Source organism: Allobosea minatitlanensis (assembly GCF_964020775.1).
Genome location: NZ_OZ224509.1, coordinates 161,450 through 174,526, shown reverse-complemented (window position 1 = coordinate 174,526; position 13,077 = coordinate 161,450). Strand labels below are relative to the sequence as shown.

Sequence of the window (13,077 nt, the reverse complement as noted above, 5' to 3'; positions counted from 1 at the left end):
TGGCACGTCGATAGATCGCCGCGACCGCATCCCGTCGGACCCGCGCCGATCTACGGCGCCTCGGCGCGGACGAAGCGGGTGACGCTGTCGATCACCGGCTTCGCCTGCAGGATGCGCCGGTGCCCGAAGCCCTGCGTCTCCTCCAGCCTTGCGAAAGACCCCGCCGCCGCCAGCGCCTCGGCATGGTCGAAGGCGAGCTCGCGGTCCTGCCGGTCATGGACGATCAGCGTCGGAAGCCGGATCGCGGCAAGCTGGGCGGAGCCGTCGAAGACCTCGACCGGATTGCCGGCGACGGCATGGATGCGCCGTTCCAGCGCCGCCTGGCCGCGCCGCCCGAGCCCGATTCCGGCCCCGAACCGCCGCGTGATCCGCTTCACGGAGGACGGCGCCGCGATCATCGCGAGGCGCCCCGCGCTGACCGGCGGCTGGCCGGGAACCGAGCCCGCCAGCGCCGCGAGCGCGATCAGCCCGCCGAAGGAATGGCTCACCACCGCATGGATCGGCCCGAACGCCCGCGCCACCGCCGCAAGGCTGGCGACGCCGAGCGGCATGTCCAGCACCCGCCCGGTCGAGGCGCCATGCGCCGGCAGGTCGAAGGCGACCACCCGGAAGCCGGCCTCGCGCAGCGGGCTGACGAAAGCGGTCATGAAAGCCGCCTCGCTGCTCCAGCCATGCACCAGCAGCACCGTGCCGCGCCGCCCGGCGCCGTCCGGGTCGAAGACATAGGCCTGCGCGCTGCCGCAGGGGAACGGGACCGACGCCGCCTGCGCCCCGGCCAGCCGCCTGCCGGGGCCGGCCGCGCCGCGCCCGGCGTTTTCACGTCGCACCCGGCGGCGCGGCGGGGTACAGAAGAGGCGAAAGGCGAGCTTGCCGGCCGGGCCGGGCGCCAGGAAACTGGCGGCCCGGACCAGCGGGCGCAGCAGATGGAACGCGGAAACGGTCATGGCGTCGACCCCGATCTGTTCAACCCTGAACGAATATGTTCAGCCATGAACAAAAAGCAAGCTTCTTCCGCCCTCTCGCCGGAACGTGAACGCCTGCCCTGGGATCTGCCGCGCTTCCGCAACTGGGTCGCGGTCGCCCGCGTGCACACGCTCTGGGAGAAGGCCTTCGGCGAGGCGCTGGCGCCGCTCGGCATCCAGGTCGCCCATTACGACGTCCTCGCCAATATCTTCCACCAGCCCGGGCTGACGCAGCAGGCGCTGGCCGGAAAGCTGCTGGTCGGGCGCAGCGCCATGAGCATGCTGCTGCCGGTGCTGGAGCGGCGCGGGCTGATCGAGCGCCATGGCGACGACGCCGACCGGCGCGTGCGGCGCCTCTGGCTGACGGCGGAGGGCGAAGCCCTGACCCGCAAGGCCATGGCGATCCATGTCGCCGAGATCGAGGCGATGATGACGGTGCTGAGCGATGCCGAATGCAACGCCATCGGCGAGATGATGCGGCGCGTCGCCAAGGCGCTCGAGCCCTGAAAGCCGGCAGGACCGCCCGTGCGGGCGGCCCCGGGAGCGCCCGGCAGAACCGCTCACGGCTGCGCGAAGACGCCGAGGCTGCTCGCCGTGATGTCGAAGGAGAGCGTGCCGACCACGGCGGCGCCGCACCATTTCGAGCGGCCGGAGCCTGAGGCGATGCCGCCCGGATCGGCGGTCAGCGCGAAGCATTCCGTCTTCGACAACGTGGTGTCGTGGTAGCGCAGATCCGCCGTGACGTTCTTCCAGTTATAGGACAGGCCGGCGTTCCAGTAGGTGTAGTCGGGCAGGTTGGTCGGCGGGGTGGTCGACCAGATCGCCTGGTTGGTCCGGCCGAGCCAGTAATGGCCGAGCTCGCCCGACACCGAGAGGCCCTCGAGGAAAGGCAGCGCATATTTGGCGGTGACCGAGGCATAGGTGCCGTCCGCCCCGGTGCCGAGCCAGTCCCAAGCGTAGAAGACGTTGCCGCCGAGCGTCAGACTGCCGGCGAACACGTAGGAGACCTTGCCGTAGACCTCGGTGAAGTCGGTGTTCTTGGGCGTCCAATAGACGCCGGTCCAGTCGATGAGCTGCTTCTCGCGCGGATAATAGTACTGCATGACGCCGAGATCGAAGGCGAGATCGCCGAATTTCGGGCGGATGCCGCCGTAGAAATCCACCTCCGCGCTGGGGCGGGTCGCCAGGTCGACGCTGGAGCCGTAGATGCCGGCATAGAACAGGTTGTCGTAGATCTGCAGCTCCGCGCCGCCGCCGATGCCCGGCTTGCGATCCGTCTGCGAGATACCGCGGAAATTGTAGTCGGTCTGCCCCTTGATGTTCACCGCGATGTCGAACCAGGTCACCGTCGGCACGGCCGGCGGCGGCGCCCCCTTCTTGTCCGCCAGATCGGCGCCCTGCGCGGCGGCGGCCAGCGAGGCCGACAAGGCAAATCCCAGAATCGAAGACCGGAAACCATCCGAAGCCATGGCCAGAACCCCTCTGTCGCGCTGTGATCGCGCTTTCATCGCGATCAAGCGGGCCGAAGAGGCATTTCGGCAAGGCGAGCTTTTCGGCAGCCTGCCCGGGCCATGAGCAAAGGCCCCCGAAACGGGGGCCTTCGCGCCTGCAAAAAAGGCAGGTCCTATTTCGCCGGGAACTGTTGCAGTTCCGTCACATCGCGCAGGCGCCGCGGGACGCCCCGTCAGCGCGTCGCGGGCTGACTGGCATAGGCCGCCGGCGACTCGTCAAGCCTGCTGGTGCGCAGATTCGTCGCCCGGCGCGGCGGCAGCGGCGCGCGGATATTGGTCTGCGTCGCCGGCGCCGACACCACGACCGGCGCCTCGGCCGAGGCCGTGGCCTGCCCCTCCGAGCTGGAGGAAGAGGAGGAGCCGAACATCGGCATGAAGCTCAGGGCGCGCTGCAGGAAGGGCTTGCTCTCCTCGGCGGGCATCGACGACGCGCTCGCCAGCACCGGAGCCTGCTCGGCCTTGCCGGGCTGGATCCGCGCGATCTGCGTCGTCGCGGGGGCCGCCGCAGGCCTGGCCGGCTCGGATCTGGCCGGCTCGGGCTTGGCGGCCTCCACCGGCGGGGCGGCGGCGATGGCGGCCATCACCGCGCTGTCCTCGGCCGAGGCGGCGCGCACCGTCTCCCGCACCTTGCCGCGATCGTCGAGCACGACCACGCGCGGACCGGCCGCCAGGGCGTCCTCGCGGCTGATGCCGACATCCCGGGAGGCCCAGGAGGCCGAGCGGTTCAGCGCCGCCGAACCGCCGGACATCAGCGTCTGCTTGAACGAGGAATGCTGGTCGCCGTCGTCATAGACGAGCTGGATCGCCGGCGTGCCCTTGGCGACGAGGGAAGCCACCTCGACGGCGTCCTGGCGCTGCTTCTGCGCCACCGCCGCCGGCGCCGCGCCGCCATTGAAGACATAGCGCCCGCCGGCCACCGAAACGGCCGGCTCGTCATGCGTCACCTCGAAATAATCCGAGCCTTCCTTCAGGTTCTTCCAGAAGGCGATGTTCGGGTCGAGCCGGTGCTGGGCGAAGTTCTTCGCCGTCATGCGGAAGGGGAAGGCCTGCATCTGCACGGCCCGCTGGCCGGCGTTCTGCGCCTCGCGCACCAGCGCGTAGATCTCGCCGATCTGGTCGTCGGTCATCGAATAGCAGCCGGCCGAGGAGCAGGCGCCATGCACCATCAGATGCGCGCCGGTGCGGCCGAGCGAGCGGTCATAGGCGTTGGGATAGCCCATGTTGAACGAGACGTAATAGGCCGAGTTCGGGTTCATCTGCTGGGGCGTGATGGCGTAGAAGCCCTCCGGCGCCATGCGGTCGCCCTCGCGCTTCTTCGGGCCGAGCTGGCCCGACCAGCGGCACATCGGATAGGTCTTGAGCAGCGCGTACTGGCCGTCGGCCTTGCGCTTCCACACCTCCAGCTCCGATTCCTTCTTGTAGGAGCGGATCAGGATCGGCTGGTCCTTGCTCATGCCCTTCTCGGACATCAGCGCATAGGTCGCCGCTGGGATCGGGATGTTGTGGCGGGCGGAGCCGCGATAGCGCTCCTCCTCGCAGGCCGCCAGGGTCAATGCAACAAAAGCCACGAGCGCGAGTTGCTTGAGTGCCACGTCGTCATTCCCATCGAACGGCAGGCCGGATGAGCGACCTGTGACTTTGCAAGACGGCCAAATTGTGCCCGTCGCCCTGTTGTAGAAGCGTTAGGCTTGAGGGTTCCTTACCATAGGCTCCCTGAGTTTGGCCACATGGTCAATGGCCGGTAAAAGGCGACCCGTTTCGCAAGCGCGAAATTAACCGGCGGCCCCGCTCAGAGGTGGCGGCCGATCCCGAGGAACTTCTCGGCCCGCTTCTCGGTGATCGCGGCCGCGTCCATGCCGGAGAACTCCGCCAGCGCCGCCGCGATGGCGTCGCCCGCCCGCATCATCGCCAGCGCCTTGTCGCGATGCGCTCCGCCGGTGGGCTCGGCGACGATGGCGTCGATGACGCCGAATTTGAGCAGGTCCTGCGCCGTGATCTTCATGCCGGTCGCGGCGTCCTGGGCGCGGGCGGTGTCGCGCCAGAGGATCGAGGCCGCGCCCTCCGGCGAGATCACCGAATAGATCGCATGCTCCATCATCAGCACGCGGCTCGCCGCCGCGATCGCGATGGCCCCGCCCGAGCCGCCCTCGCCGATCACCAGCGCGACGCTCGCCGTCGGCAGGCCGAGCCAGGCATCCGTCGAGCGGGCGATCGCCTCCGCCTGGCCGCGCTCCTCGGCGTCGATGCCCGGATAGGCGCCGGCGGTGTCGACGAAGCTCAGCACCGGCAGGCCGAAGCGCCCGGCCATCTCGACCAGCCGCGCCGCCTTGCGATAGCCCTCGGGCTTGGGCATGCCGAAATTGTGCCGGATGCGGGTCTCGGTCGAATCGCCCTTCTCCTGGCCGATGACGCAGACCGCCTCGCCGCGGAAGCGGCCGAAGCCGCCGACGATGGCCTCGTCCTCCCCGAAGGCGCGGTCGCCGGCGAGAGGCGTGAACTCCTCGATCAGCGCGGCGCAGTAATCCTTGAAATGCGGGCGCTGCGGATGGCGCGCCACCAGCGTCTTCTGCCAGGGCGTCAGCGCCGCGTAGATCTCCTTGAGCGCCTGGTTCGCCCTGGCGTCGAGCTTGCCGATCTCCTCGGACAACGAGATGCCGTCGCCGCGCGCCTCCAGCGCCCGCAGCTCGTCCGACTTCGCCTCGAGTTCGGCGACCGGTTTCTCGAAATCCAGATAGCTACGCATCGTGATCCAGTTCAACTTCCGCACCGAGATCGGCGCGGATCGGCGGTTTCGGGGGAAACCGGGGCTAGAGCATTTTCGAGCGAAATGGGCACCGGTTCGCGTGAAGAAAATGCGACAAGACAAGGACCTAATGGATTTCCGCATCTCCGGGAAACGCGGAAATCCATTAGAAAAGCGGCGGACCTTGGCCGCGCCCCGGCGAAATTGTCAACCCGTTCACGGCGCTTCCGGCGGGTTTGCCGCGCGCGGCGTCGGCGCCGGCTGCGGCAGCAGGACGGGCCTGAACGCGAAGCTGCGCCGCGTCGCGCGCAGGGGCGCGCGCCGGTAGAACTGCTTGGTCGCGTCGATGACGTGGACCCCGGCGAAGGGCAGGGACAGGCCGAGCCCGACCCGCTCCCAGACGGACGCCGAGCGCATCAGCAGCCGCCGCTGGAGCGGCGGCACATAGAGCACCTCGGCCCAGTGCTCGGGCGAGAACTCGGCGGCGCGCAGCAGCGCCGAGAGCTGCCGGCGGCTGAAGGGACGGCCCTGGCCGAAGGGCGTGCCGTCCATCCGCGCCCAGAGGCCGCGCCGGTTCGGCACCACCAGGATCATCCGGCCGCCGGGATTGAGCACGCGCGAGACCTCCTCCAGCAGGTCGTCCGGGCTTTCCGTCTCCTCCAGCGCATGGACGAGCACGGCCCGGTCGATCGAGGCGGTCGGCAGCGGCAGCAGCGTCGGCTCGACCAGCGCCGAGGCGGAGAATCCCGGCGAGGGCCAGTTCACCACGCCCTGCGCCGCCGGCATGAAGGCGATGGTCCGCTCCGCCCGCATGCCGAGCACGGAGAGATAGGGCGTCGAGAAGCCGAGCCCGAGCAGACGCTGGCGCGCGCAGTCGGGCCAGAAGCGCAGCATCGCCCGGCCGATGAAGCGCCGCGCCACATGCCCCAGCGGGCTGGCGTAGAAGGCGCGCAGGTCGACGACGTCGAGAGGCATGGCGCCTGACATGGAACGCCGGAGGGGCGAAGGCAAGGGCAGCCCCGGCGGCAGCGCACGGCGACCGTGCGCTGCCGCCGGGTTGATCGACGCTGCCGCATGGCTCATGCAGGAGGTCCGCCCGCTTCCGCAGGAGTCCGCCATGCCGCTCGACCTCCACGTCTTCCGCACGCTCAGCGACAATGCCGGAGCCCTGCTCCACGACCCCGCCACCGGCGCCTGCGCCGCCGTCGACGTGCCCGATGCCGGCGAGATGCTGGCCGCGGCGAAGGCGAGGGGCTGGACGATCAGCGACGTCTTCGTCACCCACGCCCATCACGACCACACCCAGGGCGTGGCCGCGCTGAAGCAGGCGACGGGCGCCACGGTGGCCGGCCCGGCCGATGCGCGCACCATGGCCCCGCTCGACCGCGTCGTCGGCGAAGGCGACAGCGTGACCCTGGCGGATGAGCGCTTCGAGATCTGGCACACGCCCGGCCATTCCGACGGCCATCTCAGCTATGTCGGGCTCGGCAGCAAGATCGCGCTGGTCGGCGACGTCGTCTTCGTCATGGGCTGCGGCCGGGTCCAGCCCGGCCAGATGGGGCGGATGTGGACCTCGCTCTCGCGCATCATGGCGCTGCCGGGCGATGTCCGCCTCGTCACCGGCCATGACTACACGCTGGCCAATGCCCGTTTCGCCCGCTCCGTCGATCCGGCGAACGCCGCGCTCGCCGCCCGCTTCGCCGAGGCCGAGAGAGCCAGGGCCGAGGGGCGCTTCTGGGCGCTGACCACGGTCGCCGAGGAGCAGGCGACCAACCCCTTCTTCCGGGCCGGCGACCCGGCGCTGGCGGCGGCCGTCCACCTCGCCGGGAAACCGGCCGACCAGGTCTTCGCGGCGCTGCGCGAAGCCAAGAACAGGTTCTGACCATGCCCCATCGCCTCGACGGGCTGACGGCGGCGGAGGTGATCCGCCTGCTCGGCCTCCAGACGCACCCCGAAGGCGGGCACTATCGCGAGACCTTCCGCGACCCGGAAGGGCCGGAAGGGCGCGGGCATTCGACGGCGATCTACTATCTGCTCGATACGGCTGAGACCTCGGAATGGCACCGTGTCGACGCCGCCGAGATCTGGCATCACTATGCCGGAGCGCCGCTGGTCATCACCGTCTCGCCCAACGGGCACGACGCCTCGGCCTATCATCTCGGCACCGATCTCGCCGCCGGCCAGCGCCCGCAATTCGTGGTGCCGGCGGGCTGGTGGCAGAGCGCAACCTCGCTCGGCGCCTGGACGCTGGTCGGCTGCACGGTGGCGCCGGGCTTCGCGTTTTCGGGCTTCGAGATGGCGCCGCCGGGCTGGCGGCCGACGCCGCGCAAGCCCTCCGGGAGACGTTGATGCCGACGACGAACGAGGACGCCCGGCTCGCGCAGGAATGCGAGCGGCGGATCATCAATGCCTGGCCGGCGCTGTCGACGCTGGTGGTCGGCGACTGGGTGCTGCGCTTCGCCAACGGCTATTCCGGCCGCGCCAATTCGGCGACGCCGCTCGCCTACGGGGCCGAGCTCGACGACGCGATGCTCGACATGCTCGAGGAGCTCTATCGCGCCGACGGCCTGCAGCCGGCGATCCGGCTGACCCCGCTCGTCGCCGAGGCGACCCGCGCGGCGGTGCTGGCACGCGGCTACAGGGTCCGGGACCGCTCCTTCGGCATGATCGCCCCGCTCGCCGACATCCCGGTCTCGGAAGAGGCCGCGTTCCGGATCGAGGCCCGGCCCGAGGCCGAATGGGTCGCCGGCGTCGCCGCGCTCCAGAGCGGCATCAAGAGCCATGCCGGCAATCTCGCCGCCATTCTCGAGCGGATCCGGCTGCCGGCCGCCTTCGCCTCCTGGCTGGTGGAAGGCGAGCCGGTGGGCTTCGGCATGGCGGTGGCGGAACGCGGCATGGCCGAGATCGGGCTGATCTGCCTCGATCCCGCCCATCGCGGCAAGGGCATCGGCCGCAGGATCGTCGCCGGACTGATGGGCTGGGCCGGCGCCACCGGCAGCCACAGCGCCTATCTCCAGGTCGAGCAGGGCAACGCCGTCGCGCTCAACCTCTATCGCAGCCTCGGCTTCCGCCGGCTCTACGCTTACGAGACGCGCCTCCTCGAAGGCTGAGAACCGCCAGCCTGCCTTCGTCGTCGCGAGGAGCGGCGAGCGACGAAGCAACCCGGGGCGGCAGGGCCGGGCCGTTCAACCCGGTCTTCTCGGGGTGCTTCGCTGCGCTCGCAAGGACGAGCCGCGCTTCGTCGCGCGATCAGCGGATCAGCAGCGCCGTGCCGTAGAGCCCGATGGCGAAGACCGTATGCCCGACGATGTTGAACAGGCGGATCTGGCCGGCATTCGGCTTCTTCGCGGCGGCGACGCCCATTCCCATCCCGGGCTGCAGGATGAACCAGCCGCAGCCCACCGTGGCGAGCCCGACGATCAGCGCCGGCAGGAATGTCGGGTTGCGCGCCCAGCCCATGCCCCAGACCGCCAGCACGACCCCGGCGAAGACGATGCCGACGAGATAGTGGAAGAGCCAGCCCAGCGCGACCTCGCCCGCGACCGGCGCCGCCTTGCCGATGTCGTCATGCAGGAAGCGCCCGCGCAGCGCATGCGCGAACCAGCGTCCCGGCGGCCCCCAATTCGGCTTCGGCATGCCGAAGAGCCTGAGGAATTGCGCCCAGAGGTCGAACAGGATCGTCGCCCCGACCCCGATGACGACCGCATGCCAGATCAGATCCGCCAAAATCCCCTCCCCCCGGACCGCCGCGCTTCGTTTCCGTTGGAGCGGCGATCGCCCCTCCGGTCAACCGCCCGGAAACGCCTCCAGCGCAGCGGCGGCCTGCGGGCGGCGCATTCGCACCCGCGTCGGAACCTCGCGGCCGCTCCGGCCGTTGCCCCCGGAAGGCATGGCGAGAGGAGCGGGAATGGCTGGGTCGACGACGGACAAGGCGCGCAGCGCGCCCGGAGCGGGAGCGCATGGCGCGGCGGAGCTGCCTTCCGTCATCGTCACCAGCTACAATCTCGAGGTCCGCGACGAGGACGGCTTCGTCGGCGACAAGGCGAGCCGCAGCGCCTTCATCGGCCATCTCGACACGCTGCGGACCCATCTCAAGCGGAACGGCGAGGATCCGCTCGATGGTGCGACGGCCGCGATCGGCAAGAAGGAGCTGGACGCGCTGCTGAAGGATGGCGATGCGGCCGAGGCCGCCCTGGTGCTGAGCGCGGTCGAGGACTTCGCCCAGTCGCTCGCCTTCGTCATCCGCCGCTTCGCCCGGCTGAAGAGCTGGGCCGAGATCGCGCGCATCGTCGTCGGCGGCGGCTTTCGCGAGAGCCGGATCGGCGAGCTCGCCATCGCGCGCGCCGCCATCATCCTGCGCGTCGACGGGCGCGACATCGACCTCGTTCCCATCAGCCACCATCCGGACGAGGCCGGGCTGGTCGGCAGCGCCCATCTCGCGCCGAAATGGATCTTTTCCGCCTTCGACAGCCTCGTCGCCGTCGACATCGGCGGCTCCAACATCCGCGCCGGCATCGTCGAACTGCGGCAGAAGAAGGCGCCGGATCTGAGCAAGGCCCGGGTCTGGGCCTCGGAGCTCTGGCGCCACGCCGACGAGGAGCCGGGCCGCGACGAGGCGATCGAGCGCCTCGGCAAGATGCTCAGGGCCCAGATCGCCGAAGCCGAGAAGAAGGGGCTCAGCGTCGCGCCCTTCATCGGCATCGGCTGCCCCGGCCTGGTCGAGCCCGACGGCAGCATCGAGCGCGGCGCCCAGAACCTGCCGGGCAACTGGGAGAGCAGCCGCTTCAACCTCGTCGACAGCGTGCGCGAGCTGGTGCCGCAGATCGGCGGGCACGACACCGAGATCGTCATGCACAACGACGCCGTCATCCAGGGGCTGAGCGAGATGCCGGCGATGCAGGACGTCGAGAACTGGGGCGTCCTCACCATCGGCACCGGCCTCGGCAATGCGAGCTACCGCAACCGGGAGACGGCGCGGAAAAAGCGCTGACCGCCGGCGGCGCTCCGTCCGGTCGCGCGCCATTCGGCGAAGCTTCGCCATCTTCAGGTCGCCTTTGCCGGTGAAGAGGCGGCACCGCTCCCGCTCCGGGCGCGGAGCAGCGCAGGAAACGCAGGAGTCTGACCTTGCCGGCAGCGGAAACGCCGTCTTCGTCTTGCACCCGGCCCGATCCTGTGTCGAGGGTCGGCAGGAAGCCGAATCACCTGGGACGGGGCGGCCCGCGCATGGCAACACGTCTGATACGAGCATCGGCCCGGATGGGACGGAGCGGCCGCAGCCTCGCGGCGCTGTGCCTCCTGATCCTGACGCTGGCGGCCGGCGTCGCCCACGCGCCGGCCCAGCAGCCGCCGGCGGCCCCCGCAGCCGCGCCGGCCGCGCCGGTCGATCCGAAGAGCCCGCGCGGGCGGCTCGATTCGGTCAGGCTCGAGCTCTCGCAGATCGAGACCGTCCTCGCGCGGCCCGACCTCGGCGACGACGAGCTCATGCGCCAGCGCCTGCGGCTGCAGCCGTCGCTCGACCAGCTCCGGCTGATCGTCGATCAGCAGGCCCCGCTCGTCGAGCAGGCCAAGCTCAAGCTCGACCAGCTCGGCGCCAAGCCCGACGACAAGGCCCCGCCCGAATCCGCCGAGATCGCCCGCGAGCGCGAGCTCCGCGCCAAGGCCTATGCCGATGCCGACGAGACGCTGAAGATCGCCCGCGCCTCCCTGCTGCAGGCGGAGCAGTTGCAGAGCACGATCGCCGACAAGCGCCGCGACATCTTCGCAGCCCAGCTCTTCGCCGCCGGCCCGTCGGTGCTCAGCCCCACGGTCTGGAGCAACGCGGTCGCCACCGCGCCCGAGGATCTGCGGGCTTCGGGCTACGTCTTCGGAAGCTGGCTCTCGGGCGTCACCGACTCGCTGACCGGCGCGCGCGGCGGCATCCTCGCGCTGTCGCTGGTCGGAACCGGCCTGCTCTACTGGGCCCGCGCCCGCTACATGCCGCGCTTCAAGGCCCGCTACGCCGTCATCCAGGAGACCAGCACCGGCAGCCTCCACGCGCTCTATGTGGCGCTGGCGCGCATCATCGCCGGAGTGGCGCCGCCGGCGCTGGCGAGCTGGCTGATCTACAAGGCGCTCAGCACCACGGGACTGCTGCCGGAGCGCGTCCGGCCGGTGATCTGGACTGTCGTCGTCGGCCTGGGCTTCGTCGCCTTCGTCAAGTCCCTCGCCAATGCGCTGTTCGCGCCGACGAGCCCGCAGCGCCGCCTGATCCGAGTCATGGACGACACCGCCCACAGCGTGGTCTGGATCGCGAGCGCCCTCGCGCTGGTCATGGCGGTCGGCAAGGTCTTCGAGGCCTGGCTCCAGGCGATCGCCGCCGGGCTTTCGATCTCGATCATCGTCAAGGCTCTGTTCGCGATCCTTTTCGCGCTGGCGCTGATTGCCGGGCTCTACCGCATCCGCGACGACGAGGACGTCGAGCAGGAGGCCTGCCTCGGCCCCTATGTCCCGGTCGACGGGGCGAGCCTCGGCCCGCTGCGCGTCCTCGGCTGGCTCATCGGCCTCGCCATCATCGGCGCGGCGCTCAGCGGCTATGTCGTCTTCGCCTCCTTCATGGCCCAGCAGACCCTCTGGCTCGGCATCGTCGCCTGCCTCTATCTGCTGGCGCACCAGTTCATCGAGCTCGGCATCCCGCATCTCCTCACCGGCCGGGGGCGGCTGGCGCTGACCCTGCGCGCCGGGGTCGGCCTGCGCGCCGCCACGCTCGACAAGCTCGCCGTGCTGACCGCCGGGCTGCTGAAGCTGCTGCTGCTCTTCGTGACGCTGCTGCTCGTGCTGGCGCCCTGGGGCCTCGAATCGGCGGATTTCCTGGCCTCGCTGCGCGCCGCCTTCTTCGGCTTCCAGGTCGGCGGCGTCACCATCTCGGTGTCGACGATCGTGATCGCCGCGATCATCTTCGCCCTCGGCATCGCCGCGACCCGGACCGTCCAGCGCTGGCTCGACAGCAAGTTCCTGCCGACGACGCAGCTCGACCCGGGCCTGCGCAACTCGATCACCACCGCCACCGGCTATGTCGGCTACATCGCCGCCGTCGCGCTGGCCGTCTCGGCGGTGGGGCTGAGCCTCGAGCGGCTGACGCTGGTGGCCTCGGCGCTGTCCGTCGGTATCGGTTTCGGCCTGCAATCGGTGGTGTCGAACTTCGTCTCGGGCCTGATCCTGCTCTGGGAACGGCCGATCCGCGTCGGCGACCAGGTCGTGATCGGCGATGTCGAAGGCATCGTGAAGCGCATCAATGTCCGTTCCACCGAGATCGCGACCTTCGACCGCGCCAGCGTCATCGTCCCCAACTCGAACCTCGTCTCCGGCGTCGTGCGCAACCGGGTGCGCAACGACCGCAGCGGCCGCGTGCTGATCTCCCTTTCGGTGACGCGCCTGACCGATGCCGGCGCGGTGCGGACCATGCTCCAGGAGGTCGCCGACAACCATGGCGACGTGCTGAAGAAGCCGCCGCCGGCCGTGCTGTTCAAGAAGCTCGGCACGGCGACGATGGATTTCGACCTGATCTGCGTCGTCGAGGATCTCGACCAGGCCGGCCGCGTGACCAGCGACCTGAATTTCGCGATCCGCAAGCGGCTGGCCGAGATCGAGGTCTTCGGCACGCCGCAGCTCGAGGTGAAGGGTCTGGCCGGCGTCGAGCAGTCGCTCGACGGCATCGCCGGCGCCGTCGAGCGCGCCCGCAAGGCCGCCGCGCGAAAGCCCGAAGCCCCGGCCGCCCCGCAGCCGCGCCGGAAGGCCGAGGCGCCGGCGGAGAAGTCCGAAAAGACAAAGGCCGCGCCGGCCGCTCGCCCGAGCAGGACGGCCGGGAACGACAAGGAATGACCGG

The 13,077-nt window shown here is 70.2% G+C and carries 12 protein-coding genes; 6 read left to right on the top strand and 6 right to left on the bottom strand.

Annotated elements, in window-relative coordinates:
• Nucleotides 1-50 precede the first annotated feature (50 nt).
• Nucleotides 51-944, bottom strand: a complete 894-nt coding sequence (locus ACWH43_RS00890) for an alpha/beta fold hydrolase (protein ID WP_158445422.1) — start codon at nt 942-944, stop codon at nt 51-53.
• A gap of 45 nt (nt 945-989) precedes the next feature.
• Here ACWH43_RS00890 and ACWH43_RS00885 point away from each other — a divergent pair, with 45 nt between their 5' ends.
• Nucleotides 990-1,469 (top strand): MarR family winged helix-turn-helix transcriptional regulator, encoded by a 480-nt coding sequence (locus ACWH43_RS00885; RefSeq protein ID WP_158445421.1) that lies wholly within the window; start codon nt 990-992, stop codon nt 1,467-1,469.
• A gap of 53 nt (nt 1,470-1,522) precedes the next feature.
• Here the strand turns inward: ACWH43_RS00885 and ACWH43_RS00880 are convergent, their stop codons facing one another.
• The 4 genes from ACWH43_RS00880 to ACWH43_RS00865 form a co-directional block, all read right to left on the bottom strand.
• Nucleotides 1,523-2,389 (bottom strand): TorF family putative porin, encoded by an 867-nt coding sequence (locus ACWH43_RS00880; RefSeq protein ID WP_260348231.1) that lies wholly within the window; start codon nt 2,387-2,389, stop codon nt 1,523-1,525.
• A 257-nt stretch (nt 2,390-2,646) separates the two neighbouring features.
• A complete protein-coding gene (locus tag ACWH43_RS00875; RefSeq protein WP_158445419.1) occupies nt 2,647-4,065 on the bottom strand; it encodes a L,D-transpeptidase family protein in 1,419 nt (472 codons plus the stop codon).
• Between the two features lie 197 nt (nt 4,066-4,262).
• Nucleotides 4,263-5,216 (bottom strand): acetyl-CoA carboxylase carboxyltransferase subunit alpha, encoded by a 954-nt coding sequence (locus tag ACWH43_RS00870; RefSeq protein WP_158445418.1) that lies wholly within the window; start codon nt 5,214-5,216, stop codon nt 4,263-4,265.
• Nucleotides 5,217-5,432: 216 nt separating this feature from the next.
• The gene (locus tag ACWH43_RS00865) at nt 5,433-6,191 is read right to left on the bottom strand and encodes a class I SAM-dependent methyltransferase (protein WP_158445417.1); all 759 of its coding nucleotides are present in this window, start codon (nt 6,189-6,191) and stop codon (nt 5,433-5,435) included.
• A gap of 142 nt (nt 6,192-6,333) precedes the next feature.
• Here ACWH43_RS00865 and gloB point away from each other — a divergent pair, with 142 nt between their 5' ends.
• Genes gloB through ACWH43_RS00850 form a run of 3 tightly spaced genes read left to right on the top strand, consistent with a single transcriptional unit; the run spans nt 6,334 to nt 8,326 of the window.
• The gene (gene gloB, locus ACWH43_RS00860) at nt 6,334-7,098 is read left to right on the top strand and encodes a hydroxyacylglutathione hydrolase (protein ID WP_158445416.1); all 765 of its coding nucleotides are present in this window, start codon (nt 6,334-6,336) and stop codon (nt 7,096-7,098) included.
• Between the two features lie 2 nt (nt 7,099-7,100).
• A complete protein-coding gene (locus ACWH43_RS00855) occupies nt 7,101-7,565 on the top strand; it encodes a cupin domain-containing protein (RefSeq protein ID WP_158445415.1) in 465 nt (154 codons plus the stop codon).
• The gene (locus tag ACWH43_RS00850) at nt 7,565-8,326 is read left to right on the top strand and encodes a GNAT family N-acetyltransferase (protein ID WP_158445414.1); all 762 of its coding nucleotides are present in this window, start codon (nt 7,565-7,567) and stop codon (nt 8,324-8,326) included. Before ACWH43_RS00855 ends, ACWH43_RS00850 begins: the two co-directional genes overlap by 1 nt.
• Before the next feature lie 139 nt (nt 8,327-8,465).
• Here the strand turns inward: ACWH43_RS00850 and ACWH43_RS00845 are convergent, their stop codons facing one another.
• Nucleotides 8,466-8,942: a DUF2938 domain-containing protein gene (locus ACWH43_RS00845; RefSeq protein WP_158445413.1), complete on the bottom strand. Its 477-nt coding sequence runs from the start codon at nt 8,940-8,942 to the stop codon at nt 8,466-8,468.
• A 181-nt stretch (nt 8,943-9,123) separates the two neighbouring features.
• Between ACWH43_RS00845 and ACWH43_RS00840 the strand changes: the two genes are divergently transcribed.
• Nucleotides 9,124-10,206, top strand: coding sequence for an ROK family protein (locus ACWH43_RS00840; protein ID WP_158448160.1), 1,083 nt, complete (start codon nt 9,124-9,126; stop codon nt 10,204-10,206).
• A gap of 266 nt (nt 10,207-10,472) precedes the next feature.
• On the top strand, nt 10,473-13,073 hold the full coding sequence (locus ACWH43_RS00835; protein ID WP_260348232.1) for a DUF3772 domain-containing protein: 2,601 nt from the start codon (nt 10,473-10,475) through the stop codon (nt 13,071-13,073).
• The last annotated feature ends 4 nt before the right edge of the window (nt 13,074-13,077 follow it).

What these genes read in the sequence shown, in the direction of transcription:
- ACWH43_RS00890 (WP_158445422.1), bottom strand. Translation starts at nt 944, where the DNA reads ATGACCGTTTCCGCGTTCCATCTGCTGCGCCCGCTGGTCCGGGCCGCC.
- ACWH43_RS00885 (WP_158445421.1), top strand. Translation starts at nt 990, where the DNA reads ATGAACAAAAAGCAAGCTTCTTCCGCCCTCTCGCCGGAACGTGAACGC.
- ACWH43_RS00870 (WP_158445418.1), bottom strand. Translation starts at nt 5,216, where the DNA reads ATGCGTAGCTATCTGGATTTCGAGAAACCGGTCGCCGAACTCGAGGCG.
- ACWH43_RS00865 (WP_158445417.1), bottom strand. Translation starts at nt 6,191, where the DNA reads ATGCCTCTCGACGTCGTCGACCTGCGCGCCTTCTACGCCAGCCCGCTG.
- gloB (WP_158445416.1), top strand. Translation starts at nt 6,334, where the DNA reads ATGCCGCTCGACCTCCACGTCTTCCGCACGCTCAGCGACAATGCCGGA.
- ACWH43_RS00855 (WP_158445415.1), top strand. Translation starts at nt 7,101, where the DNA reads ATGCCCCATCGCCTCGACGGGCTGACGGCGGCGGAGGTGATCCGCCTG.
- ACWH43_RS00850 (WP_158445414.1), top strand. Translation starts at nt 7,565, where the DNA reads ATGCCGACGACGAACGAGGACGCCCGGCTCGCGCAGGAATGCGAGCGG.
- ACWH43_RS00840 (WP_158448160.1), top strand. Translation starts at nt 9,124, where the DNA reads ATGGCTGGGTCGACGACGGACAAGGCGCGCAGCGCGCCCGGAGCGGGA.
- ACWH43_RS00835 (WP_260348232.1), top strand. Translation starts at nt 10,473, where the DNA reads ATGGGACGGAGCGGCCGCAGCCTCGCGGCGCTGTGCCTCCTGATCCTG.